Below are 25699 nucleotides of genomic sequence, written 5' to 3'. Positions count from 1 at the left end.
GGCCACGGAGGGGTATACTGTGGCGACAATTTGATTACGGATGTTCGAAACCGCCAAGAATACCAAGAGCTGTGGCGAACCGCATCTGACAATGGACTGGTAAGAAGTAGATAAATAATGCCAAACCTCGATCTTCCCATTCTCGTAGTAGACGACGCCAAATTCAGCAGTATGGTGGTGGGCCGTACGCTGCGAAATGCCGGTTACCGCGACATACGCATCGCCAACAACGCACCGGCCGCTCTGAAACTCATGGAACAACGCCCGGTCAGCGTACTGATTGCAGACTGGCTGATGCCCGAAATGGACGGCCTGCAGCTGACCGACCAGGTGCGCCAGCAAGACGAGCAGAACAACCACTACACCTATGTGATTCTGCTCACCGCCCGCGAGAGTGTGGAAGCCCTGTCGGAAGCTTTCGATCGGGGTGTGGACGACTTCATCTACAAGTCAGACATGACCAAGCAGCTCATCCCCCGCATCTTTGCGGCAGACCGCATGGCCGACCGGCAGAACACCCTGCTGCGTGCCAACGCCCTGCTGGTGGAGAACAACCAGGAACTGGAATCCAGCAACATCATTGATCTGGAAACCGGCCTGACCAACAACAAATACGCCCGCCAGCGCTTGCAGAAAACCCTGCGCCACGCCGAATCCCGGGGCGGCTCAACCGCCTACGTGATGTGCGGCATCCGCAACTGGCAAGACCTGAAACGCAAACATCCGCCCAGCGTGATGAGCGAACTGTCGATCGGCATCGCCCGGCGCCTGAGCACATTGATTCGCCCGATTGACGCCCTGTGCCGGGTGGGTGACAACCAGTTTGCGATTGTCTCCTACTTCCCCAACAGTGATCACTGCACCACCACCGCATTCCGGCGCATTTTTGACGGCATCAACCACAAAGCGCTGAAAACCACCGCCGGCTTCATCTCTGTAGAAGCCGGCATGGCCCTTTGCAAAGCCGATGCCCAGGATGGCACCCCCACGGTACAGGATATGGAACGCGCTGCTGTACAGGGCCTTGTGGACGCCTATGAAACCCGCCGGTTCACCGAAACCGCCCCGGAGATACGGGAAGGTGTGTAGCGATCACAAACAGTAACACTGGGACACACTTCACAAACAGACAGGAAAGGCGATCAGGCTTATTCTGACATTGTGGAATCAAGCAGTATCCACCCATGGCGGAGGAGCCGAGTAGTACCTCCGCCGCCATATGGGTACCGCAGGTGGATTCCTCAGGATCAACGAATTTTTCAGGCACTTTCGTTCTTTCCGAATTTCTTAAGCCAGCTTTTATAAGCTGGCTTTTTTATTGCCTGCGAAAATCCCCCGGCGTCTTACCCGTCGCGGCCTTGAATTTGCGATGAAACGACGTGGTTTCGCTGTAGCCCAGGCGCAAGGCAATATCAGGAATGCTCATGTCGGTATTCTGCAAATAGTCCTCCGCCATCTGCTGGCGCACCTCATCCAGCAATTTCTGGTACGACACCCCTTCCTGACTCAGCTTTCGCTGTAAGGTACGGCTGGTCATCCCCAGATCCTCGGCGACCATATCCTGACGGGTAATGCCCTCGGCGAGCTGTTTCTGGATGCTTTGCTTTACCTTGCTGGTCAGATCCGTGTCGGTGTCGAGCAACGCCAACTGAGACAATGCGTGTGCTTCCAGGGTTTTTCGCAATAGCGGGTCTGGCTGACGCAGGCGGGTTGCGAGCAGTGCCTGAGCAAAGCTGACACTGTCCTCCTCTGCATCAAACTGTACAGGGCATTGCCAGCGCAAAGCATAGGCCTTCTCATGCTCCGGGCCGGGAGAAGGCCGCCTCAGGCGAACTTCCAGCGGCGTGGCGTCCGTGCTGTCTGCCAGCCATCGCGCATAGTTGATCCAGGAGGCAAAGACATTGTCCACCACCTGGGGCCACACCACAGAATCGGTAAAATTGCAGGTCCAGATCAGTGTCGCGGAATCGCCCCTCATCTTGAGGCGGGTGGTACCCATATCCCCCACCAGCTTCTCATAGGGCGCAATACGGGTAACCGCTTCCCCCAACGTGGCACAGCTCATGGTGATGTAACCCAGTACACTGTAGGAACCGGGTTGCACATAGTCGCCGGTCTCCAATCCCAATACCGGGTTACCGGTATGTTCGGCCAGCAAGTGAATAAATGCCTGGAGCTGTTCGCCGTCGATTCGGCCCTCATCGGAATCCAGGATCTCCGGCTTCAAACCCGCCTTTTCAAACAGCGGATCAACCGCGATACCTTTGGCATCGGCGTAGCGAACATACTGCCGCAAAGCGGCGACGGAAGCTGTGCCCAACGCATTCATGGTGACGACTTTCGTTGTTGGAATTATTTGAAAAGTATAAACAAAAACGCCCGGTTATGAACCGGGCGTTTTCAGGGCATCAACAAACCATCAAAGCTTGCGACCTTTGCCAGCGGCAATCCGCAGGCGCAGCGCGTTCAGCTTGATAAAGCCTTCCGCATCTTTCTGATCGTACGCACCCTGGTCTTCTTCAAAGGTGGCGATCTTCTCATCGAACAGAGAATCGTCAGATTTACGGCCGACCACGTCCACATTACCCTTGTACAGCTTCAGGCGAACGGTGCCGTTCACGTAGTTCTGGGTCTGGTCGATCAGCGCCTGCAGGGCTTCACGCTCCGGAGACCACCAGTAACCGTTGTAGATCACCTCGGCATAGCGCGGCATCAGGCTGTCTTTCAGGTGTGCCACCTCACGGTCCAGAGTAATGGACTCGATGGCGCGGTGGGCGCGCAGCATGATGGTACCACCCGGGGTTTCGTAACAGCCGCGGGACTTCATGCCCACGTAGCGGTTCTCGACGATGTCCAAGCGGCCAATACCATTTTCACCGGCCAGCTTGTTCAGGGTTTCCAGCACCACGTGGGGCTTCATTTCCTGACCATCAACGGCAACGATGTCACCCTTCCTGTAGGTGAGCTCCACGTAGGTGGGCTTGTCCGGGGCGGCTTCCGGAGACACACTCCAACGCCACATGTCTTCCTCGGCTTCCGCCCACGGGTCTTCCAGGTTGATGCCTTCGTAGGAGATGTGCAGCAGGTTGGCGTCCATGGAGTACGGGCTCTTGCCCTTCTTCATTTCCACCGGGATGTTGCGCTCTTCACAGTACTTGAGCAGCTTCTCGCGGGAGTTCAGATCCCACTCGCGCCAGGGAGCGATCACCTTCACGCCCGGCTTCAGGGCATAGGCGCCAAGCTCAAAACGAACCTGGTCGTTACCTTTACCGGTGGCACCGTGAGAGATAGCATCCGCGCCAGTCTCATTGGCAATGTCGATCAGGCGCTTGGCAATCAGCGGGCGGGCGATAGAGGTACCCAGCAGGTACTCGCCTTCGTAGATGGTATTGGCGCGGAACATCGGGAACACGTAATCGCGCACAAACTCCTCGCGCAGGTCCTCGATGTAGATTTCCTTAACGCCCAGCGCTTCGGCTTTCGCACGCGCCGGCTCCACTTCCTCGCCCTGGCCAATATCGGCGGTAAAGGTTACCACCTCACAGTTATAGGTATCCTGCAACCACCGAACGATGACGGAAGTATCCAGGCCACCGGAATAGGCCAGCACCACCTTTTTAATATCAGACATGCCCTTGCTCCAGACTGAACAGAATGGATGTGTTGAAAAGAAGGGCAACATTGTACGGGATGGCGGGGGGAATGGCTATAAAGCCCCTACCCTGCCAAAGGATAGGGGCGCCATGGACGGCAAAAGTACTGGTTTAGCCAGCGGCCTGGGAGTGCTGGGTTACCACTTCTTCGCGGATGCCGTCCCAGCCTTCTTTGACAGAGCGCAACAGGCCGATGACTTCGTCCAGCTTGGCGATGTCGTTGCGGGCACTGCCTTCCAGCAAGGTACGTTCCATGTAGTCATACAAAGCTTCAAGCCGTGGCGCCAGATCGCCGCCCTTCTCGAAATCCAAGAAGGAACGAAGCCCGCCAATGATTTCAATGGCCTTATTGATCAACTGGGCCTTGCCAGAATAATCCTTCGCCTGGATCCGGGACTTGGCCATGTTGATCCGCTCAATTGCACCGTTGTAAAGCAGCTGGATAAGCCTATGAGGATCCGCATCGATGATGCTGGTTTGAGTGTTTACGCGCTGATATGCCTGCAAACCATTCATATATCACCTGTATTTCGGAAGAGAACTAGTCCTGATTAGATCGCGGCGCTATTGCAGCCAACTGTTGGCTCACAAAATTACCGGTACTTTGAATCTGCGCAATAAGGGAGTCTGCAGCAGAAAACTGATTGATAAGCCGTTCCTCATAGGAGGCAATTCTTAACTCCAGTTGATCGCGCTGATCCTGAATATTACTTAGCGTTTTATTCAAACCGTCAGTTCGGTTCGACAGGGATCCATTACTGGAGAGAAAACCCTCCAGTCGATCAAGCGTTCGCCCAGCAATTCCATCAACCCCGTCCCGCTCCGCAAATAAAGCGCTAACCGCCCCCGGATTGTCGTCGAGCTGCTGTTTGAACTTGGCCTGGTCAAATTCCAATTTACCGGTACTCGGATCGGTAGCGATCCCAATATCACCAAGCATGCGGACTGGGGAGCCCTCCAGACCCTCTGGGATCGTGGTCAATAGTCCACGCAAATCACTTTGAATACTGCGTATTGTTGAGTCACCTGAGAGGACCCCACCTCGACCTGATGCCGAGTCAAAGCCGGAGTATTTTTTTATCACATCCTGCAAGGCATTGAATTTATCCACGAACTCCTGAACACGACCGGCAACTGCATCTGAATCTCGAGCGACACTCACTGATGAGATACCCGTAGACTTAAGATCGAAAGTAACACCATCAACTACCCCCTCCACTATGTTGCTTGAGCGGGTGATGGCAATGCCGTTTACTTCCAACTGGGCATCTTTTGCTTGGACGGTTTCAGTAAGATTGGAGGTAGTGCCATCAAAGGCAAAACGTGAGAGCCCCCCTGTGTCGGTATCTGAACCATCACCGTCGCCGGAAACTGACACCTGGATGGCATTCGAGATACCCGACTCGTTTGAGGACAAAACAAGGCGATAACCGCTTCCCGTATCCACAATACCTGCAGAAACGCCAGCATTAGCATCATTAATGGCTGACGCAACACCGTCAAGCGTGTTGTTACTTTCGTCAATCGTAATGTTTGTACTCACACCGCCGACATTAAAAGTGAGTGTTCCAGTGCCTATGGCCGTAGAGTCGCGATCAGAAAACTCACCCGAGGCCAGAGACTGCGACTGGGCAAGCTGAGTCACATTGAGGCTATAACTGCCCCTAACCGCGAGAGCGGGGTCGATTGAGACTCCAGATACAGACTCATTTGATGAATTCGCAGAAAATGCCTTAAGGCCTTCCGAAGAGCTCAAAGTCTCCATTGGCGAACGCAACGCTTCAAGAGCACTGCGCAAGGCGCCGTACGCAGAAATCTTTGATTCGGTTGTCTGTTGCTGCTGGTTAAGACGCACTTCCGCAGGCCTGCGTTCTGCGTTAACCAATTGGTCAACAAGGTCGGCACTAAAGATGCCAGAACCCGCTCCCAGTGATGAAATTGCCATATCGCTGCCTCCAGAAAGGCTATTTACTAACCAATATAACGGCCAAAAGCGGAAAAACTTTGCCTATCACGGTAATTTAACTCGTTACAGTGTGTAAACCACAGACTCTCCTCTGAAGGACAGCGCCGCCGGACCCGTTGAGAGGTGCGGCGGCGCTGGAGTTCCGTTGCTCAGCCAAGACAAAAGCGGCAATACTCTACACTTTGATATTGAACAACGTCAGCGGCTCATCCTGCTGCAAATTTTCTGCCAACCTCATCGCCACTTCATCTGGAATCTGACGAATAACTTCCTGGGTTTCTTGGTCAACCACCCGAACAATCGTTTGGCCAAGTTCATTATTCACTTCAAACTGCAGATCCCTCTGGACGCTTTGGACATAGTCGTTCAACTTTGATACTGCATCATCCAACTGCCCTCGCTGAGCCTCGCTGAGCCGCTCAAGTCTTTCGGCTTTTGACTGTTGCTGGGCCTCTTGAGGAGATTGACTGGAATTGACGGATGTCGACCGACCAGAAGGGGAAACGGCAAGCTGAGTGGATGCATTTCTGCCTTCAGCCAGAGGTGACGCAGACGCCCGAGCCGGGGCTTGCTCACTGGAGCGGACCAGCTTCAAATCCGGGTTTTTCAGGTTCACGTCATTCATAGCTCACCTCGCTATCCTTATCACGGCTTGGAGCCACCCCTCATAAATGAAGGGTGGCTGCTGCCGTCAACATGTCCCGATTACTGCAGGAGGGACAGAACCTGGTTTGGACGGGCGTTAGCCTGGGCCAGAACCGAGATGCCGGCCTGCTGAAGCACGTTAGACTTGGCGAGCTTTGCCGATTCGGCTGCGAAATCAGCGTCCAAGATCCGGCTATTGGCAGCGCTCAGGTTCTCAATTGACGTGCCCAGATTTGCAATTGTGCTCTCGAAACGATTCTGCACCGCACCCAATTTACCTCTGAACTCGTTCACACTCTTCAAGGCTGCATCAACCTTGTCAATCTCAGCGCCAACAGTCGCGTTATCACCTGTCACGTCTAATCCAGCAACCGTCAGAGTAGCGGTATCCATTTTATTCCCACTCAGATCAATCGAGATTTTCTCGCCACTGTTCGCACCCACTTGAAAATCAATGGCGGCAGCAGGTCCATTCAAAACCTCAACGTCATTGAACTTTGTGTCAGTGACAAGCCGGTCGATTTCCGCCAGACGGTCTGTGACCTCTTGCTGCAGGGCAGTCTTGTCATCTGCGCTATTCGTACCGTTTGCGGCCTGAACTGCAAGTTCGCGGATGCGCTGAAGGTTGTTGGTCACTTCATTCAATGCACCTTCTGCTGTTTGCGCCAGCGAGATACCATCGTTCGCATTACGCTGGGCTACTGTAAGGCCCCGGACTTGAGCATCGAACCGGGTAGAGATTGCCAAACCTGCAGCATCATCTTTCGCGGAATTGATCCGCAAACCAGAGGATAGCCGCTGTAGCGCTTCGTTACCCAAATTCTGGGACCGCCCCAATTGGTTCTGCGCATTCAAAGAAGCCACGTTCGTGTTAATACCGAGAGCCATAATACTTCTCCTTCGACAGATGTCGTTATTTCATGGAAGAGGTCTGGCGCCCGTTTCAAAGCTGATAGCGCCGCCCTGTTAACTCACTTAACGGCGCCCGGCGTGTTTGCTTTAGAAAAAAAACAGGCGTTTTTGTTAACAAATGTAAAATCGGCAAATCAATTCCTCTTCAAAGCGGCAAAAGTTTGACCAATGGCGATTCGGACTTTTTGAAAGCAAAAAATTGGCTCATAAAAACAATCTGTTATCCATAAAATAAAGAATTGGCACACCCTTCGCTTGTAACCCTGCAACACGGCAATTTAACGAGTTTAAGCCGGCCAAGGCCCCCTTCATGACCGGGCACCAGGGTTCCGGCACCGCTGAGCAGGGAGAAATGATATGCCTCAGGTCATCAACACTAATATCGCCTCATTGAACGCCCAAAGGAACCTTAACGCATCCCAGGGAGCCGCCAATACAGCTCTTGAAAGGCTTTCCTCAGGTCTTAGGATCAACTCCGCCAAAGACGATGCAGCAGGTCTTGCCATTTCAACCAGGTTCGAATCTCAGATATCCGGCTTGAATGTGGCTCAAAGAAACGCCAATGACGGCATATCTCTGGCACAGACTACGGAAGGCGCCTTAAATGAGGTTGTATCCAACCTCCAGAGAATCCGAGAACTTGCCATTCAGTCGGCCAACGCTACAAACAGCCAATCGGACCGTGAAGCGTTGGATGCGGAAGTCCAACAAAGGATAGCTGAGATTAGCCGGATCTCGAACCAAACAACCTTTAATGGGCTGAAGGTTCTTGATGGCACATTTGGCATTGCCTCCTTTCAGGTTGGAGCCAATTCAGGGGATACCATTAGCGTAGACTTGACAGAGGGGACGCGAGCAGGCGATATCGGTTCTATCGCCACAGCGCTGGCATTAAACGTCAACTTTAGCGGAACTAATGCGGTGGCTGCAAACGACACCTTTACCGTTACAGTTGGCGGCGGTAGTGCTCAAACTGTCACCTTTACTGGCGAAGAAGCCAGCATCTCAGATGTCGTCAATACAATTAATAGCCAAATTGACGGGGCATTTGCGGTCGCAACAGACGATGGGGCAAGCATCGAGATAAAGTCCGATCAAGATCTTAGCGCAATCGCCCTCACCACCAACGGTACAACTGCTCTAACCGCCAGTGCAACAGCTGCAACTGTTGACGGCAGCCTGGAGGATGTCGCAATAGATTCCGTAAACGGCGCAAATGATGCCATTATTCGAGTCGATGAAGCACTAACGACTATTAACTCAATCCGGAGTGAGTTGGGTGCGATTCAAAACCGCTTTGAATCTACTATTGCTAACCTGGCCACTACCTCCGAAAACCTATCGGCCTCCAACAGCCGAATTCGGGATGCGGACTTCGCAGCGGAATCCGCCGAACTCGCCCGCACCCAGGTGCTCCAACAGGCCGGCCTCTCTGTACTGGCTCAGGCCAACGCCCGACCACAGCAGGTACTGCAGTTACTGCAGGGATAATCATCGCCAAGTGGTACAAAACGGCCGGGTTAGTCACCCGGCCGTTTTGGTTTTAGCTGAACGACAAAGTTGCAACTGACCTACTCCCAACTTTCTAATTGACCCTGACCCCAAGACATTTCACCCAATCAAATGCACTTGGGTCGAATCCAATATTCCTGCTTGGAACCCTATAACCAAAATGGCAATATATGCCAATAGACACAGGGAGGCCCCGAACAATGGCAACTAGAAATATAGTTTTAACAGACCACCAGGAACAACTGGTGAGTAACCTGGTTAAGGCAGGTCGCTACCAAAATGCCAGCGAGGTACTGAGAGAAGGGCTGCGGTTGGTCGAAGAGAAGGAAGTCCAACTGCAGCAAAAGCTTCTCGAACTTCGCGGAGCCTTAGCCGAAGGGCTGGCAGACGTCGATAATGGCCGCACAGTCACACTGGGCACCGGTGAAGCGATCACAGACTACCTGATCAACAGGGCCGCAGAACTGAATAAAAAGGACTAAACAGCACGCAAGCTCATCGTCGTGCGAATCCTGCACGACTCAATGGATTTCGCCTACTTTTGGGGTCAGACCCCAAGACATTTCTCTGGCTCAAATGTACCTTATTCGCGGCTCACTCAATAACGCTCTTCACCTACAACAAACCGCTCAACCGCAAGCTGCACAGCCTCATTCAACCCAAGCCCTTCACCGGCTGCTTTCATTGCCAGCTTCTTGTGTAGCTCTCTGCCAATTCGGATATTGAACGAACCTTTGAACGGCTTATTCGGTTCGATCGCCATCGCTGCGCAATCAGCCAGATACTCATCCACTGAAACCCGGAACTCTTGCTCAAGCGTGCGCAGGTTTTCAGCTTCATATGTGACGAGGTCGTTTATAAACAGGAGCTTGCCGTAAAGCACCCCCCTGTCCAGATCATGCTCTATTGAGCCGATCTGACCCTTATACTTCAAGATATTCGAATTCATAGCAGCCCCCAAGCTTTTAATGTCTGCGCCACATCCCGAATCATCAACGGGCCGCAAACTTTCTCCGGATGCGGCCTGTGCAACCGAATCATCAAGCCGCGCTCACCGGCGTCAGCCTGCAAGTAAAATCGCACCCGCGAACCACTACCTTGCATTTCTTCAAAACCCAGACTGAGCAAATAACTACGCAACTCCGTCCACGTAATATCTTTCGGCGTGGGCTTTCTGAGCAGCCTGGCCCTGAACTTTTCCTTGTTAACCATCGGATCATCCTGATCGGTCAGTGCAACTATAATATGGTTGCATAAGTTTGATCGCAACCAAATGTGAGAAATTGGGGTCAGACCCTACCTTAAGCCTTAGCAAACAGCCCCTCAAACAAAGCCGTTCTCCGCAGCCGTTGCATAGCCTCCTCGCGGAACAGGGCCCGTTCCGGGTTCAACTCAATCAACCCCAACAGCCGGAACAGGCGGATCACTCTGGAATCCAGCGCCCAGCGGGCTTGTTGTTCTTCGCTGGCGTATGGCAGTGGCTGGGCCGAAAGCAGCAATTGCGGGAAGGCTGCCAGCATATCGTTTATGCAGCCATCAACCGGCAACCAGACGCCGCCTTTCTCTGCCAGTAACCACAGGAAGAAAGGACCGACGGTTTGTATATCGTCCAGCCCGTCGTAGTGGTCCATCCAGGCCCAGTTAAATTCGGAGAACGTGATGGCCAGCATGTCCTGATACAGGTTTAGCCAGCCTTTGGTTTCGAGGCGTTTGGCGGCGTCTTTCTTCAGCAGCAGGCGGCCCTTTTCCTTTCGGGTGTAGCCGGCCAACTCCAGGAGCACACGGGTAAGCTGTACGCCAAGAATGTCTTCCTCGGAACGCACGGAACCGTACCCGGCAAACGGCACCACAACCTCCTCGCCGGCGGCCTCAATCATGGCCTTCACCTGCTTGAGTGGCAGGTTACCTTTGCCGGTCAGGCGAATGCCCTTCTCGCCCAGTTCGTTAACCAGTGCCTTTGCCATTTGCAGGATAGGTGCGGTATCCAGTTCCTGGTCAACCGTTTTTGCATTGATCAGCGGCTTGAACACAGACGGGCAATGCAGCGGGCTTAGCAGCAGCTCATGCATCTGGCTTGGGCTCAGGCCACAGAAATCAGCAGGCGGCAGCGCATCAACGTCGCTCTCCGCAAACAGGGCATCCCGCTCTGGAAGCAGCTGATTGATCTCCTCCAGGTTCACAAACTCGGGATCAAACTCCCCGCCCCACCACTCCTTCACACCCTCGTGTTCCTGGTGCGCGGGGTCATGCATCGCATCCACAAACTCATAGTAGCCATGCACCCCACCCACATCCTCCGGCGGGCACTGGCGTGCGGCTTTTATACAACGGGGCAAGTGCCCTTCATCGCCTGCAGGCAGAATCTTCTCCAGCTTTACCTGGTGTTCCCAACTGTCGCCAAAATCATACTCATATTTGATGGCCAGGCCTTCCCGCGTCAGAACACTGCCCACCCGCAAGCGGGTTTCATCCCGAAACCCCATCATGTCATCTTCATCCTCCGCCGGGTCGCCAATCAACCGACCATCAGATGCCTGAAACAAATGCAGATGCGACGCCCGCCACCCCATGGCAATCTGAATAATCCGGTGCAAATCCTGAAACGTCGCCTGCGGCGAAATCAGTAAGCGTCGCCAGATAGGCGGCCTGATGCCAGAAAGCGTGACCTTAACCTGATAAACACCCGTACCCTGCGAACCCATAACCACTCCTATTTTTGGGGTCAGACCCCAAATCCCATACCTCACCTAATCACCCCGACCAAGTTATGATAACTTCACCTTTCACCTTCCTGAAAACGCATGAGGTAATAGCTATGCAACTTGACGAGCTAATCAGCATGGTCAGCCGTTTGCCGCCGGCGAGACAACAGGAAGTCATCGATTTTGCGGCCTTTCTCGAACAGCGATACGCTGCAAAGAACAAACAACAACCAACCGACTGGTCTGAGGAAGACTTCAAGTCCATGAGTGCTGAGCAAGCCATACGAGGCATCGAGGATGAGCCAGAACTCTATTCAGATGAAGATATTCAGGAGCGCTGGCAGTGAAGCAGGCTGGCGATATCGCTTTGATGCCATTTCCGTTCACCAACCTGGCCAACGCTAAAAAGCGGCCTGTCCTGCTTTTACGAAAACTGAATAGCAGTCACGACGACTGGCTGGTCTGCATGATCTCCTCCCAGTTACACCAGTTCAACCCTGATCTCGACTGGAAACTCGAAAACACCCATCCGGAATTCGGTGAGTCTGGCCTGAAAACCTGAGGCAAAAAACCAGCCTGGTCTGACTCCGCGTCAAAAAAGCTTGCAGATGCGACATACCTGCCTATAGTTTTACTAATGCCAATGCAGTCTCGACTCTGGCACTACTCTAACGCGCTGTGGGTAGCCCAAGCCCGAAGGTAGGCAGGCCGTTCAGATTACATAGAGGAAAGTGCCATGAAGCGTTCACGGTCTTTGATTTTGTTTTCCCTTCTGGTGGCACTGGCTTTGGCTGGCTGCAACAGTGGAAGTTCCGGTTCTGGCAACGAGGACACTGCCGGCACCACTCCCCCTACCAATACCACACCGCCTGCCTCACCAGACGATCAGCCGACAGAGCCCACCACCGTGCTGGAGCCCTCACCCGGCGAAGGGTACGCCCAGAAAGGCCCGTTCCAGAACGGCACCACGGTCACGGTTGAGGGACTAAACCCGAACGGCTCTCTTTCGGGTAACACCTGGTCTACTGAAACAGGCCCCGACGGAAAAATCAGTTTTCAGGGGATTGGCTGGGAAGGCCTAGCCATGGTTACTGTTACTGGCCATTACTTTAATGAAATAGCCGGAACCTGGTCGCCGGACACCTTTCGCTTGAGGGCCGTTATGCCGGTTTCCAGCAGCGAGTTAGTGGGAAATGTAAACCTCTTTACCCACCTTGCTGCCCGCTACTACGAATACTGGATGCCACAGGGATATAGCTACGAAGAGCTCCGTGACGAATACCTAAACGACTACCTGATGACCTGGTTCGGTCTCTCCACCTTGCCGGAGAACCTCAACCTGCTGGACAGCATAGATCCGGAAACTGATCGCGACAGCTACATGCTGCTGTTGTATTCCGCCGCCATGGCAAGCATCGGCATGACCCAGGAAGAACTGGATGCGCTGGCGGAGGACTTTGCCAGAACCGACGCCGGCTACGGCGATGATTGGCCAGACGGCACCGGAAAAGATGCCCTGGTTCGGCTGTTTAACGAAGCTCAGCAAAACGAGCAGACGCTTGTCGCCCAGGCTCGACAAAACCTCGAGACCGAATTTGGCCGCTCCATGCCAGCCGTCAGTGCTGGCTCCAACCGCGTTGCAGGCACCATCTGCGTGTACGCCGGCCTTCTGTGCGAATGGGGTGATCTTTACAACATCCCCATCGGCACCGAGCCCAGAGACATCCCGGTTAGTATTAACTTTGCCGGTTCCTACGGTGTTCTGATCAACTTTGATGGCAGCAGCCAGGGCGTAAACGCCGTGTTCAGCAACATCCCGGGCGGCTCTGCTATCCGAAGCGCCAGCGGCACCGCCAGTAGCTTTATTGAATTCATGGTCCGCCCGCTGGCAGGCGACCGGCGTTACAACCTTCGCCTGGGTAGCAATGTGGCGAAAACGGCTACAAGAATCTCCCTCTTCAGCCTCAGCCAGGGCACCGAGACCCAACCTTACCCGCTGAAAGTTGGCGACAATGACGGACGCGTGGGCCTGGAATGGGGCACCTCACGCAACACCGACAGTTATTACCAACTCATCGCCGGCCCTGGGCGTTACCGCTTTACCATCGGCGGCTACCCATGCGGCACCACCATCGCGCCGGTGGTAATACGCGGCTATGAATGGGATCTGGACATCCGCGAGCCATTGCCAGAGGACCGTCAAGGCAACAACCCGTTCAACACGGCACCTGCAGTCGTTGCTGATGAGAACAGCTGCTCTCACCAGTTTGAACTGGAGAACGATACGCACCCCAACCGCCTATATCTTCATTTAGAGGCCATAGGCATCCGGGATACCATGATCAATGTAAACCGCGCGATTCATCACAACTACACCATCAGAGTTGAGCGTATTTGAGCCTTATGTTCGGGGCAGATTTCCATCTCTGCTCCGAACTGGCACACCTTTCGCAACACCTCCCTCAAACCCCGGCAAACCGTCAAAAAACTGCAGACCTTTGCCGCATCGGATATTGGCTGGTAACGAGGTGTTCCATGCAAGTACAACATCATAACGCGCATCTTTCCCGCTCGGTTCAGGCTCAGGTCGCGCGCCTGGTGCTCCAGGCAAACCTGGCGTATGGCGAGTCCAACAGCAACGGGCTTTCCTACATTCAGCGGCTGAAGGCGCGGAATGAATGCCGGGAGTACCTGAACCAGGCGCTGGCGCTGGAGGCAGACAACGCAGCAGCTCTCGGCCTACTCGGCCGGGTGGAGATGGACGACGGCCAGCTTGAAAAAGCCCATGCTCTGTTCAACGCCAGCCTGAACCGGCAACCTGCCCAGGCCCAGCAATACTGCAACCTGGGCTACTGGGCACTGAAGAGCGAGCGCCCCGCCCTGGCGGAGGAGTATTTCCTGCAGGCACTGGAATGCGACCGGCAATCTGCCGCCGCTTTCTGCGGCGTGGCCCACGCCAAACGGCTGCAGGGCCAGTTTGATGTTGCCTACCTGCACTACCGAAAGTTACTCCAAAGCGGACCGGAATGGGACTCTGTCTATTCCGGCATGCTCTCGTGTGCGCAGCACCTTCAGGTTCACAAAGCCGACAGCGATCTGGCGCTGGACGCCATTGCCCTGCTTCGGCAGGAAGGTCTGCCACACCAGGAAATCGGCCACTTTGTCGGCGCAATCATCCAGCAGCAATACGACCTGGATAACCCTCACGCCGAAATCTTCCTGGATGCCGCGGCAGAAGATGAATTGCTGATCCTGGCGCTCCAGAAAACCCTGATGCCCAATGCCGCCGTGGAAGAACTGGTGGTGCTACTGCGCCGCGCCATTATGGCGGAGGTCGCTCAAACGGCCAGCCTGAGGGACGAACTGCAGCCCCTCTGCCTGGCGATCGCGGAATACGCCGACCGCACCGGCTTCGCGCTGGCGGCGGAAGACGATGAGGAACGCCTGGCGGCCACCATCAATGAAAGCATCATGGCGCAATTCGCCGTAGGGGAACCTCAAGAGGCCCTGATTGGCTCTCTGATGATCAGCGCCATGTATGGTGCGCTTTTCCACCAGAACTTTGCAGTTCAACTCGGCCAATGGAACCTGGTGGACTGGCCACTGGCCATGCAACCCATTATGGCAGCCAGCTACTACAACCGGGCGGAAGAAGAGGCCATCAAGCAGAATTTTGACGAAAAAGCCGAGGAACTCTGCCTGGAGAAAACCGATGTGCCCCAGGCATGGCCGGCGTGGAGCCAGCTGGCCTATCGCACGGAGACCAGCCTGAAAGCCGTGATGGCTCAGGAGCTGGGCCTGAACACCGACAACCTCCCCGCCACGTTGCGGATTATGGTGTGCGGCGCTCAGTCTGGCCAGCGAGCCATGGAGCTGGCTCAATATCTGGACGACGTGGAAGTGATCGCGGTTGATGAATCCCTGGCGAACATCGCCAAAGGCACCCGCATGGCCCAGAGCCTGAACATGGACAACATCGTGTTCTGGCCCTGGTCCATCGCTCAGCGTTTTGTGGCCGATGGTCACCAGGTCCACTGGGTGGAAGTGGGCCGTGTGCCCTCACCGGCCATGACCGCGCTTTCTCTGGCCGCGCTGATCAATACTGCCTCGAACACCGGTGCCATTGTGCACATGCACACGGCGCTGGCCGAGCAAACCCAGGGCGACAAACAGATTCGACGCCTGATCGCAGAACACAACCTCCAACCCACTCGCACCGCCTTGCGGCAGCTTCGCAGGATGGTGCTGGCCAACCGGCAAGATACCCTCTGGACAGAGCTGCTGAAGGACGAGGACTTCTACAGCCTGGGCGGTTGCCGGGACCGGTGGTTCCGGCCGCAGGATGCCAGTCAGCTCAAAGAACTGCTGGCCCTGGTGAGCAATGAAGTGGAGTGGAAGCTGGTCAAAGCCCGCGACGAAGATGGCCACAGCCTGGCCACCAGCCCGGTACAGCGCCAGATCCAGGCGGAAGCCCTGGGTAGTGAAGTTCAAAGTCTGATGGGGCAGAACCTGAGCGTGTATTTCCAGCGTCGGCGCTAATCGGCGCTACCCAGATCCCGGACAATCCTCACGCGAGGATGCCCGGGGTCTTCGATCGCTACATATATGGAATCAAAGATTCACCGTAAAGATGTAAATCTTCCAGAACCTGCTGCTTTTTGGGCGTCAGCTCAGGATCCGAGGCCAATCTCTGAAGTTCACGGCCAAAAGCTTCCAGCGACCGCCATCCCTTTTTCGGCTGCATCAACCGTTCGGTACGAAACTGCTCCCAGCGCTCCATTTCCTCGCCAATCAGGGTATCCGGATAGTTGCGGGCACGGTAACGGAACAGCATCTCCGGCAGGCGCGCGTCTTCAAACCTCACTTCCTGCTCGGCCAGGGTATCCACGGGCTGGGTCAGCAACCAGTTGAGTTTCTCCCGGTCGGTTTTGCTGATAAATCCGCCCGCGTACAGTTGCTCGTCGGGATCGGTCAGGTCGCTGCCCTGAAAATCCTGTTCGAAGGCCTGGGCAATGCGGGCGGGCAGGTCTGGTGCTTTTCGCAGCTTGGCCAGGTTGGCCCGCAGTACGTCTCCATCCAGCTCCAGCTCGGCCAACCGCTCCTGTGACAGCGTGGAAAGCATGGTCGCCGGCGCCAGCACAGGGCATTTGTTCAGTTGCACGCCTTTCAGTGGAAAGCGGCTAACGCCCTCCCCCAGTTCCGCCTGAGATGTAAAGACCCGCTCACGAATCTCTTCTACCGAGGCGCTAATCAGCGCTTCCGGGTCTTCGCGAAGATCGTAAACGATCACCTGGTTCTTGTTGCTCAGGCTTTCCGCCACCGGGGCCACCAGAGCACAACACCCACGACTTGCCGGGTACTTGGCGGAAATATGAAACACCGGCTTCATGCTCGCCGTGTCCAGCATTTGCCGCGCGGAGTGCTTGTCTTTGTTGTTTAGAACGAAATCGAACAGCTTGGGCTGTTTTTCCTTGATCAGCTTTGCCACGGCAATGGTGGCCAACACATCCGACATGGCATCGTGGGCAGCCTCATGAGCAATGCCATTGGCTACTGTCAACTCTTCCAGCCTGAAACTGGGGCTGCCATCTTCTTTGCGGGGCCAGTTGATACCTTCCGGCCGCAAAGCATAAGTCAGCCGCACCATATCAATAATGTCCCAGCGGGAATTGCCGTTCTGCCATTCCCTGGCGTAGGGATCACGGAGATTGCGATACAGCGTATGCCGGGTAACTTCATCATCAAACCGCAGGCTGTTGTAGCCCACAGCGCAGGTACCGGGCTGACTGAAAGCCTCATTAATCTGGGCGATAAACTCGGCTTCCGGAAACCCGTCCTCCAGCGCTTTCTGGGGAGTAATACCAGTAATCAGGCAGGCTTCGGGGGATGGCAGGTAATCGTCGGCTGGCTTGCAATAGATGACCAGCGGGTCTTCGATGATATTCAGATCCGCATCGGTGCGCACACCCGCAAACTGGGAGGGCCGGTCATGAACCGGGTCTACGCCAAAGGTTTCGTAATCGTGCCAGTAGAAAGAGCGGATCAAAGGAAGACTCCTGCAACCGAAGTAAAGTCAGACGCAGGAGTTTAACAAACTTACGCGGCACTTTGCCGAGCATTACCTGTCAACATCGCCTCGATGCTCAGGTGATAGTCCAACGCCTCCCACTCAATGCCCGTACCATCGCAGATGAAATGATACTGACGTACCTCCGCAATAGAGGCTGCCTCCAACTCAGGGTACCAATGCACAGGCGTGGAGATTACGCGGCCGTCTTCCAACTCCACGTGCAAGTGACGGTCGTCAATATGAACGGATTTACCCTTGAAACCAGGCATTCCACCTCTCCAGAAAATCAGATTGATGACGTTCAACGATCTTCAGGCACTCCCTCAATTCCTGATTCTTGAGGGTGCTGTACTTTACCGCGAAAGTCGACAACTCAATCTTAGCCCATCGTTCACCTCGGAGCACATGAACATGGGCGGGCGGATGGTCATTGGCGTAGAAAAAGAACTTGAAACCATTTAGCAGCAGTAGTGTCGGCATCCTTGCCTTTCGATCCTTCTATGCTTTGCTAGCCATCCACAATTAGAACAGTTTGGTACCCATATCCGACTGATGGGTGCGCAGGCGGTCGATGCCGTCCGGGCCAACCAGCTGGCTCAGATCCACGGTCATGTTGGTAGGCAGGTTAATAAACACACCCTTACCCACACTGATGGTATTGGCACCGTCCAGCGTTTTCCAGGCTACACCGTCATCGCGCTGAAAGCCGATGAAAAACGCATCTGTAAACCCGATAGTGCCATCAGCACTGCCATTATCCTCGCCTACGGTCAGTGATTGCAGGTGGGTAAGTGGCGTGCAGTTAGCTCCGGAAACACAGGAGTTGGGATCAATACCAATGTGAGAGGCACGGTAGTTGGTGGCCGCGCCACCATCGCCATCAAACAGATAGGTATCGTAAACGGCACCGGTTGAATCCTGTACTTTCAGGCCGATGTCGCCGCTGAAGCTGGTGGTATTGGACGACACCGAGCCCCTTGCCTGCCCGAAACCCATGCGGAATCCGGCAAGGCCCGCGGCATCTTCCGCCAGTTCGATATAGGGCATGCGCGCCTCGAAAGGAATTTCATCCCCGGCATTGTAGGTCTTGCCATTGAAGACCTCGCCGTCGTTACGGGCGATATGACCAAGGGCCAGGTGGGTGGCAGAGAAGTCCGTGCCGCCATTGATCTGGCCGGCCTGAATATCGTCAATATTCACACGGGTCTCTACATCCATGGTCAGCGTCATGCGCGTGAACTCATGGTTCTGGCCGGGGATGTTTTCAATCTGCATAAAGGCCTGCCCGGTTACCTTGCCCATCGCATTATCTGAAATGGGCTCCAGTTCTGCCTGGGAAACGGGCGAAATACCCAGGCAGAGCATGGCAAGGGCAGCGCATCCGTACGCTTGCGTTGTCATAGATTGTGTCTCTGATTGTTTTAGTGAGTCAGTTTCGACACCCGACTCCATGCCTGCCCGCTGGTTTTATTATTTCGGTGCTGGCATGCGGCCCGTTATTCTTTGTAACAAACTGTTTCTTTTTGACCGCAACACGACTATATCCGACCGAGCCTCGTACATTGAGTGAGGTACATCACATTCATTCATTACCTGGCCGTCATTTGTTGTTCAAGCTTGATGTTCGTCACAGGACTAAACTAACTTAGGAACCAATATGTAGCTTAGCGAACTTGTAATGTAGCCCGCATATACACAACGCTTGAGATTGGTATACTTACGCCCTTTCGTTAAAGGCCCCAAACGGCACTCCATGACCACCAGAATATTGATCTGCGACGACTCTGCCCTGGCACGCAAACAAATGGCCAAAGCTCTGCCACCCGGCCTGGCAGACGACATCCTGTTTGCTGGCGATGGCAAAGAGGCTCTGACCATCCTGCGCGATCAAAAAGCCGAACTGTTGTTTCTGGACCTGAACATGCCGGAACTCGACGGCTACCAGGTGCTGGAACACATCCGTTCCGAGGATCTCCCGGTTCTAACCATCGTGGTCTCTGGTGATATCCAACCCGAAGCCCGGGAACGTGTGCGTAAACTGGGCGCCATCGATTTCATCAAGAAGCCAACCGACACCGGCGTTGTCTCCCGACTGCTCGAAGAGTACGGCTTCTATCGCCCATCCGAGCTTGAAGACACTGCCCTGAACGACGCCAGCCTGCACAGTCGAGAGGCAGCAGCCCCGGAAATCTCAGTAAGCCTGAGCGACTACCTGCAGGAGATCTCCAACGTGGCCATGGGCCGGTCCTCAGATCTGCTGGCCCGGCTGCTGAAGGTATTTGTTAAACAACCTATCCCCAAAGTTGCGTTTATCGCCAACTCCGAGCTGCACATGGCAATATCGGCTGCGCAGCGAGCAGAAAACTATTCAGCCGTTTGCCAGGGCTTTACCGGCGCCGGTATCGCAGGCGAGGCCCTCCTGCTGTTTGAAGACGCCAGTTTCCGGGAAATGGCCGAACTACTTCACTATGACGTGCTGGAAGGCGAGTCCGTGAACGTGGAAGTGCTCATGGATATGTCGAGTATCTTGTTTGGCGCGTTTATCAACGGTATTGGCGATCAGCTCGACCTGAAGCTGGGCCTGGGTCATCCGACCGTTCTCGGCCAGCACCGCCCGGTTAACGAACTGTTGGATCATCACAGCAAGCGGGAAGAACAGCTGCTGTGTATTGAGATCAGCTATGCTCTGGAAAACCGGGATATCCGCTGTAACATGCTGATCCTGCTAACCGAGGACTCCATCCCATTCCTTGAAAAACGCCTCGCGTATCTGGTGGATTGACTATGGCCTTTAATCAGGACGCCAACGAATTCCATTGGCTGATGGACATGCTCGAATCCGTCGAGGTGGGGCTGGTCGTGCTGGACCTGGATTTCCACGTCCAGGCATGGAACGGCTTCATGGAACACCACAGTGGCATTACCGCCAGCGAGATTCAGGACAAGGTTTTGTTCGAAGCCTTTCCGGACATCCCGGAAGCCTGGCTTACCCGAAAGGTAGACGCCGTCGCCATGCTGAACACCCGGGCCTTTACGTCCTGGGAACAGCGCCCTTACCTGTTCAAGTTCCGGAATACACGCCCTATCACAGGCACGGAAGAATACATGTTCCAGAACCTGACCATCAGCCCGATCACCGCTCCGAACGGAGAGGTGGAGAAGGTGTGCCTGCTGATTTACGACGTAACCGAATTTGCCAGCAGCAAACGGGCCCTGGAACGTGCGAACGAACAGCTCGCCAAACTCAGCATGACGGATCGCCTGACGGGGCTGCTGAACCGGGGCACCTGGGAAAACCTGGTGGATGCGGAATATGAACGTTTCCGGCGCTATGGCCAGGCCACAAGCCTGGTGATGTTCGATATCGACCACTTCAAACCGGTGAATGACACCTACGGCCACCTGGCCGGAGACGAGGTGATTCGCCATACCGCCGAAGTCACTCGCAATAACATCCGGCAATCGGACAGCGCCGGCCGCTATGGCGGTGAAGAGTTCGGCATTATTTTGCCAGAAACCGATGCCGAGAGTGCCCGGGTCATTTGCGAGCGCATTCGTGAGGCGATTGAGAACAGCACGGTTAGCACAACGGCAGGCGATATTCGCTACACAGTAAGCATGGGAATCGCGCAATTAACTGAAACGCCAGAGAACTATATGCAGTGGATGCAAAAGGCAGATGAGGCTTTATATAAAGCCAAGGAAAGCGGGCGGAACAAAGTCGTAATCAGTTAATATCCCCCTCCCTCTATTGAGAGAGGGGAATAAGCAGTTAATCCTGCTGCCAGCTCTGTACCGCTTCTTTACCGTGCTTTTCACGCCACTCATTCAGAGTCTTGTGATTACCACCGCGGGTTTTTACCACTTCACCGGTGTGCGGGTTTTTATAGGTTTTCAGCGGACGCTTGGCACGGGTACCGGTTGCAGTCTCGGCCTTGGCGCCAGCGATAGAAGGATCAATAGCAGACAGAATCTGCAGAACGTCCTTCGGTGATTTGTCATACTCTTTCATCAAATCACGAACTTTGTTTTCGAATTCCAGTTCGCTTTTCAGTGCCTGGTCCTTTTCGAGCTTCTCCAGCTCGGCGGCCAGCTTTTCCATCAGCTGCTTCTTCTGGTAATAATCATTAATCTTTGCCATGGAAATAAAACCTTTTATCGTGGGGTTTTAAATACTGATTGAATATGACCGAAAGTCGAAACAAATAATAATAGAAAAACCGAAACGAGGCAAAATAAATTACTTAAATCCACTTAACAAAAAAGCCGGCACAATGGCCGGCTTTGTATTTCCCCTAAAGATCAAAGGCGTAAATCAGCCTGCCCTAGCGGCAACACACCCTTCAAATCAAATAAAACGCCGTTGCTATTAGTATAAGCACGCAATTGCTCCGCTGAAAGAGCGGCATATTCGCGGTGCGGTACCGCAAGAAATACCGCATCATATTCACCGGCTTTCGGTTCCGGAACCAGAGAAATACCATACTCATGTTCGGCTTCTTCATTATTTGCCCAGCAATCGGTGACATCCACCTGGCAACCGAAATCCTTTAATTCATTAACCACATCAATAACGCGGGTATTACGCAAATCCGGGCAATTTTCCTTAAAGGTAAGCCCCATAACCAATACCCGAGAATTGGCAATGGTATGCCCTTTCTTGATCATCGCCTTGACCAGTTCAGCGGCGGCATAGGGGCCCATATTGTCGTTCACACGGCGGCCGGCAAGAATAATCTCAGGGTGATAACCAATGGCCTGGGCCTTATGGGTGAGATAATACGGGTCTACACCAATACAATGCCCGCCCACCAGTCCAGGTTTGAACGGCAGGAAGTTCCATTTAGTACCAGCAGCAGCCAACACTTCATGGGTATCAATCCCAATGCGGGCAAAAATCATCGACAGCTCATTCATCAGCGCGATATTCAAATCCCGCTGAGTGTTTTCAATTACCTTGGCTGCCTCTGCCACCTTGATTGAACTAGCCTTGTGGGTTCCGGCAGTAATGATGTCTGCGTAAAGATTATTCACCTCATCGGCAATCTCGGGCGTGGAGCCGGAGGTCACCTTCATAATGGTGGTAACGCGGTGTTGTTTATCGCCCGGGTTGATACGCTCCGGACTGTAACCGGCGAAGAAATCCTTGTTGAACGCCAGGCCAGACACCTTCTCCAGCACCGGCACACACACCTCTTCGGTCGCACCCGGATACACGGTGGATTCGTAAATCACAATATCGCCGCGCTTCAGCACCTTGCCCACACTCTCGCTGGCCTTCACCAGCGGTGTCAGGTCCGGGGTCTTGAACTCATCAATCGGAGTGGGCACCGTCACGATGTAAACCTGGCAATCGGCAATGCCGTCCAGAGAGTCGGTGAACGACAACTTACTCGCCGCCCCCAGCTCCTCCCGGGAAACCTCGCGGGTGAAATCCACGCCATCCTTCAGCTCGGCAATACGGCCAGCATTGATATCGAACCCCACAACCTCACGCTTCTCACCAAACGCCACCGCCAGCGGCAGCCCCACATAGCCAAGGCCAACAACAGCAATCTTCTTCATCCAATCTCCAAACTGCCTTTGGGGGTCAGACCCCGAATTGAAATTTAATCGGGTACCAGGACTTCGGTGCCGGGTACCATTTGCTTCAGCTTTGCTTGCAGTGCCTGCTTGGCATTGTCATCGCCGTGCACCACACGAATCTCTTTGGGTGCTTCAGGAATACCTTCGACAAACCGTAACAAATCACTCTGCCCCGCGTGGGCGGAATAGCCGCCAACCTGGTGAACCTTCGCGCGGATATCGTAGCGTTCACCGTCCAGCTCTACCCAGCCGCCGCGGGGGCCGTAGGTGAGAATATCCCGGCCCGGGGTTCCGGCAGCCTGATAGCCCACGAACAGCACGTCATTCCGGGCATCATCCAGCATGGCTTTCAGATAACTCACCACCCTGCCCCCGGCGCACATGCCGGAGCCGGCCAGCACCACGCAGGGGCGGTGGGATTTGGCCAGATATTCTACGGCATTCAGGTGGTCTTCATGGGAGTTGATTACGGTGAGCTGTTCGAAAGACAGCGGGTGGCGGCCGGCTTTCACCAGCGCGCGGGCCTCGGCGTCCCAGAAGGGTTTGAGGTCCCGGTAGATTCTGGTGAACTCGGCGGCCAGGGGGGAGTCTACAACTATCTCTAGTTGGTTCCATGTGGGCCCTTCACTGGAGCCTGACTGGGGTCTACCCCTACGTGGACTGCCCCCTCCGGCACCAAGCTCAGCAACAGGCTCATCCCCAAACTCTGCAATCAGCCCCTCTATCTCGTAAAGCAGCTCCTGCGTCCGCCCAATACTGAACGCCGGCACCAGCACCGTACCCCCATCCGCCAGCGCATGCTCCAGCACCCGCTTCAACCGATACCGCCGGGTTTCCCGGTCTTCGTGGTCTTTATCACCGTAGGTGCTCTCAATCACCAACCGGTCTGCGCGCTCCGGGGAAACCGGCTCTGGCAACAGTGGTGAGTGGGGTGCGCCCAGGTCGCCGCTGAACACCACCCGCTCTTCGCAACCGCCCGCCCTGGCCTCGCATTCCACATAAGCGGAGCCCAGAATGTGCCCTGCCTGCTGCAGGCGCACCGAAAGCGAACACTCACCCTCATCAAACACCTCATGCCACTGCCCATAAGGCACCGACACAAGGCGCTCGCGAATAACACCCAGAAACCGCTCAATAAGCCGCTTATCCCGGGTAAAGCCAATCTTCAGCGCATCTTCCAGAATCTCCGGCAGCATAATCGCCGAAGGCTCAGAACAAATAATCGGCCCCTCAAACCCCGCCGCCAGCAAATAGGGAATGCGCCCAACGTGGTCAATATGCACATGGGTAACAACCAGTGCACGAATGTGGTCTATAGGGAAATCAATGGCCAGTTGCTGTGCCGAAGTGCCACTAGTGGCGCCCTGGCCCTGGAACAAGCCGCAGTCGATCAGGATGCCAGAACCCTGAACCCGAAGCTCATGGCAAGAGCCAGTTACACCACATACTGCCCCATGGTGCAAAATATCCATCATCGTAACGTCCTTGTTAACAAGGGCAGCCTATCTGGTCACCCACACTTACCCGCTTACCTTGAGGCACCCTCGGAACATGCTCCAGAAGGCAACCAGATAAAAAGCAAAAAACATGACTCCGCTGTTATGGCTTAAAAAAGACTGTGTCAAACTGAAATCAATATAGGCCACACATAGCACAGCCCCACTGGCCGCAATAGCCCGTTTAACCGGGTCGTCCCCGTTAGCCCTGGTCAGAAACATCCTGAGCATCCCAAAGTACAACGCCAACAGAGCTAACAGTCCAAAAACTCCACGTTTAGCGAACACATCCAAAAACTCATTATGGGCATGGTCAAACTGGATCACCACTGGATCAACTCTACCGTCCTCCGCTAACTGCCCCATCCGGGCCCGGTAACCTTCTGAGCCCCAGCCCGTCAAAGGCCTTTCACGCACCATCAAAATCGCACCTTTCCACATCTCAAAACGCGCACCAACAGAAGTGCCAGAATCCCCGGCCATATGTTTTTGGATATCCTCAACGGCTGCCACCACCCGCACCTGAACACCCGTCTGAGGGATAAAGTAGACAGCCAGAACCAACACCAGCCCTGCAACAACCGCTGCTCCAAGATAAGCAGGCTTCAACCAGGGTTTGTAACAGCGGTACAGTGCCAACAACACAAAGGGCAAACCAATCCAACCACCACGGCTGCCAGACAACACAGAAGCAACAAAGCCAGCCAGAAAGCCAGCAACGAGTAACCCGCCCCACAAAACACGACGCTGACACCCCAATGCCCACCCTAAACCGGACAAAGATAACAGACCCAGCAACAAGGCAATGTTGCCGAACTGAATGGGATGGGTATAACCGCTGGCACGCTCAACGCCAACAAAGAACCGCTCCCACACCGCCAACCCCGCAGCACCCAGCGCGCCAAGAGCCGTGCCAGACCAGACAAAAGCCGCCTTGGGTGGAAACTTCAGTAACCAAACAAACGCCAGAATGGCCGCAAGAAATCGGCTCGGCTTATCAAGCTCACGGGAACGCTGGCCAGTCAGAACTATCTCAGCAATCCAGACAAACATGAACAGAGCCAAAGCCCCCATCACAACCAGATCATCCCGGCCAATGGAGGGCCATGCCGGCTTCCAGACCAGTAACGGCAAACTGGCTAGCCCGGATTTCTCAT

Annotated in this window: 26 protein-coding genes; 9 read left to right on the top strand and 17 right to left on the bottom strand. The window is 54.6% G+C overall.

Annotated elements, in window-relative coordinates:
* Positions 1 to 117: 117 nt before the first annotated feature.
* Positions 118 to 1089 carry a response regulator gene (locus Q675_RS31620; protein WP_023011578.1) on the top strand — a complete coding sequence of 324 codons (972 nt, stop codon included), beginning with the start codon at positions 118 to 120 and terminating at the stop codon, positions 1087 to 1089.
* 226 nt (positions 1090 to 1315) lie between these two features.
* On the opposite strand, the gene Q675_RS31615 is transcribed toward Q675_RS31620, so the two are convergent.
* From Q675_RS31615 to Q675_RS31590, 6 genes are all read right to left on the bottom strand, one after another.
* Positions 1316 to 2329 carry an AraC family transcriptional regulator gene (locus Q675_RS31615; protein WP_023011577.1) on the bottom strand — a complete coding sequence of 338 codons (1014 nt, stop codon included), beginning with the start codon at positions 2327 to 2329 and terminating at the stop codon, positions 1316 to 1318.
* Positions 2330 to 2419: 90 nt separating this feature from the next.
* On the bottom strand, positions 2420 to 3631 hold the full coding sequence (locus Q675_RS31610) for an argininosuccinate synthase (protein ID WP_011786034.1): 1212 nt from the start codon (positions 3629 to 3631) through the stop codon (positions 2420 to 2422).
* 133 nt (positions 3632 to 3764) lie between these two features.
* Positions 3765 to 4169 (bottom strand): flagellar export chaperone FliS, encoded by a 405-nt coding sequence (gene fliS, locus Q675_RS31605; RefSeq protein ID WP_023011576.1) that lies wholly within the window; start codon positions 4167 to 4169, stop codon positions 3765 to 3767.
* A gap of 25 nt (positions 4170 to 4194) precedes the next feature.
* Positions 4195 to 5598, bottom strand: coding sequence for a flagellar filament capping protein FliD (gene fliD / locus Q675_RS31600; protein ID WP_023011575.1), 1404 nt, complete (start codon positions 5596 to 5598; stop codon positions 4195 to 4197).
* Between the two features lie 196 nt (positions 5599 to 5794).
* Entirely contained in the window at positions 5795 to 6244 is a 450-nt protein-coding gene (locus tag Q675_RS31595; protein WP_023011574.1) for a flagellar protein FlaG, read from the bottom strand.
* 80 nt (positions 6245 to 6324) lie between these two features.
* Positions 6325 to 7152: a flagellin domain-containing protein gene (locus tag Q675_RS31590; protein WP_023011573.1), complete on the bottom strand. Its 828-nt coding sequence runs from the start codon at positions 7150 to 7152 to the stop codon at positions 6325 to 6327.
* A 381-nt stretch (positions 7153 to 7533) separates the two neighbouring features.
* Here Q675_RS31590 and Q675_RS31585 point away from each other — a divergent pair, with 381 nt between their 5' ends.
* Together Q675_RS31585 and Q675_RS31580 are read left to right on the top strand one after the other, a co-directional pair.
* Positions 7534 to 8667 (top strand): flagellin, encoded by a 1134-nt coding sequence (locus Q675_RS31585; RefSeq protein WP_023011572.1) that lies wholly within the window; start codon positions 7534 to 7536, stop codon positions 8665 to 8667.
* A gap of 191 nt (positions 8668 to 8858) precedes the next feature.
* Positions 8859 to 9170 (top strand): type II toxin-antitoxin system ParD family antitoxin, encoded by a 312-nt coding sequence (locus tag Q675_RS31580; RefSeq protein ID WP_319802626.1) that lies wholly within the window; start codon positions 8859 to 8861, stop codon positions 9168 to 9170.
* Positions 9171 to 9286: 116 nt separating this feature from the next.
* Here the strand turns inward: Q675_RS31580 and Q675_RS31575 are convergent, their stop codons facing one another.
* From Q675_RS31575 to Q675_RS31565, 3 genes are all read right to left on the bottom strand, one after another.
* Positions 9287 to 9637: a type II toxin-antitoxin system HicB family antitoxin gene (locus Q675_RS31575; protein ID WP_023011570.1), complete on the bottom strand. Its 351-nt coding sequence runs from the start codon at positions 9635 to 9637 to the stop codon at positions 9287 to 9289.
* Positions 9634 to 9900: a type II toxin-antitoxin system HicA family toxin gene (locus Q675_RS31570; protein ID WP_023011569.1), complete on the bottom strand. Its 267-nt coding sequence runs from the start codon at positions 9898 to 9900 to the stop codon at positions 9634 to 9636. The genes Q675_RS31575 and Q675_RS31570 overlap by 4 nt, the downstream gene beginning before the upstream one ends.
* Before the next feature lie 89 nt (positions 9901 to 9989).
* Entirely contained in the window at positions 9990 to 11390 is a 1401-nt protein-coding gene (locus Q675_RS31565; RefSeq protein ID WP_023011568.1) for a plasmid pRiA4b ORF-3 family protein, read from the bottom strand.
* Positions 11391 to 11503: 113 nt separating this feature from the next.
* Between Q675_RS31565 and Q675_RS31560 the strand changes: the two genes are divergently transcribed.
* From Q675_RS31560 to Q675_RS31545, 4 genes are all read left to right on the top strand, one after another.
* A complete protein-coding gene (locus Q675_RS31560; RefSeq protein ID WP_023011567.1) occupies positions 11504 to 11737 on the top strand; it encodes a DUF2281 domain-containing protein in 234 nt (77 codons plus the stop codon).
* Positions 11734 to 11952, top strand: a complete 219-nt coding sequence (locus Q675_RS31555) for a hypothetical protein (protein ID WP_023011566.1) — start codon at positions 11734 to 11736, stop codon at positions 11950 to 11952. The genes Q675_RS31560 and Q675_RS31555 overlap by 4 nt, the downstream gene beginning before the upstream one ends.
* A gap of 174 nt (positions 11953 to 12126) precedes the next feature.
* Positions 12127 to 13788 (top strand): hypothetical protein, encoded by a 1662-nt coding sequence (locus Q675_RS31550; RefSeq protein WP_023011565.1) that lies wholly within the window; start codon positions 12127 to 12129, stop codon positions 13786 to 13788.
* A 137-nt stretch (positions 13789 to 13925) separates the two neighbouring features.
* Complete coding sequence (locus tag Q675_RS31545) at positions 13926 to 15929, top strand: hypothetical protein (RefSeq protein WP_023011564.1); 2004 nt, start codon at positions 13926 to 13928, stop codon at positions 15927 to 15929.
* Positions 15930 to 15987: 58 nt separating this feature from the next.
* Here Q675_RS31545 and sbcB read toward each other — a convergent pair whose 3' ends face one another.
* Genes sbcB through Q675_RS31525 form a run of 4 tightly spaced genes read right to left on the bottom strand, consistent with a single transcriptional unit; the run spans position 15988 to position 18861 of the window.
* Entirely contained in the window at positions 15988 to 17436 is a 1449-nt protein-coding gene (sbcB, locus tag Q675_RS31540; protein WP_023011563.1) for an exodeoxyribonuclease I, read from the bottom strand.
* 50 nt (positions 17437 to 17486) lie between these two features.
* A complete protein-coding gene (locus Q675_RS31535; protein WP_011786049.1) occupies positions 17487 to 17729 on the bottom strand; it encodes a DUF2442 domain-containing protein in 243 nt (80 codons plus the stop codon).
* Positions 17710 to 17940, bottom strand: a complete 231-nt coding sequence (locus Q675_RS38650; protein WP_011786050.1) for a DUF4160 domain-containing protein — start codon at positions 17938 to 17940, stop codon at positions 17710 to 17712. The genes Q675_RS31535 and Q675_RS38650 overlap by 20 nt, the downstream gene beginning before the upstream one ends.
* 42 nt (positions 17941 to 17982) lie before the next feature.
* Positions 17983 to 18861, bottom strand: coding sequence for a DUF6160 family protein (locus Q675_RS31525; RefSeq protein ID WP_031211516.1), 879 nt, complete (start codon positions 18859 to 18861; stop codon positions 17983 to 17985).
* Between the two features lie 352 nt (positions 18862 to 19213).
* Here Q675_RS31525 and Q675_RS31520 point away from each other — a divergent pair, with 352 nt between their 5' ends.
* Both Q675_RS31520 and Q675_RS31515 read left to right on the top strand, forming a co-directional pair.
* Complete coding sequence (locus Q675_RS31520) at positions 19214 to 20242, top strand: response regulator (protein WP_023011561.1); 1029 nt, start codon at positions 19214 to 19216, stop codon at positions 20240 to 20242.
* A 2-nt stretch (positions 20243 to 20244) separates the two neighbouring features.
* Positions 20245 to 21195, top strand: a complete 951-nt coding sequence (locus tag Q675_RS31515; RefSeq protein WP_023011560.1) for a GGDEF domain-containing protein — start codon at positions 20245 to 20247, stop codon at positions 21193 to 21195.
* Between the two features lie 37 nt (positions 21196 to 21232).
* On the opposite strand, the gene Q675_RS31510 is transcribed toward Q675_RS31515, so the two are convergent.
* From Q675_RS31510 to Q675_RS31495, 4 genes are all read right to left on the bottom strand, one after another.
* Entirely contained in the window at positions 21233 to 21601 is a 369-nt protein-coding gene (locus Q675_RS31510; RefSeq protein ID WP_014422046.1) for a histone-like nucleoid-structuring protein, MvaT/MvaU family, read from the bottom strand.
* 161 nt (positions 21602 to 21762) lie between these two features.
* Positions 21763 to 23025, bottom strand: coding sequence for a Vi polysaccharide biosynthesis UDP-N-acetylglucosamine C-6 dehydrogenase TviB (tviB, locus tag Q675_RS31505; RefSeq protein WP_023011559.1), 1263 nt, complete (start codon positions 23023 to 23025; stop codon positions 21763 to 21765).
* A gap of 44 nt (positions 23026 to 23069) precedes the next feature.
* Complete coding sequence (locus tag Q675_RS31500) at positions 23070 to 24521, bottom strand: MBL fold metallo-hydrolase RNA specificity domain-containing protein (protein ID WP_023011558.1); 1452 nt, start codon at positions 24519 to 24521, stop codon at positions 23070 to 23072.
* Between the two features lie 45 nt (positions 24522 to 24566).
* Positions 24567 to 25595, bottom strand: coding sequence for an O-antigen ligase family protein (locus Q675_RS31495; protein WP_227499575.1), 1029 nt, complete (start codon positions 25593 to 25595; stop codon positions 24567 to 24569).
* Positions 25596 to 25699: the final 104 nt, after the last annotated feature.

It is taken from the genome of Marinobacter sp. EN3, from assembly GCF_000475315.1.
Lineage (GTDB): Bacteria > Pseudomonadota > Gammaproteobacteria > Pseudomonadales > Oleiphilaceae > Marinobacter > Marinobacter nauticus.
The sequence above is the reverse complement of the archived record's forward strand: the minus strand, read 5'-3'. Positions and strand labels throughout refer to the sequence as shown.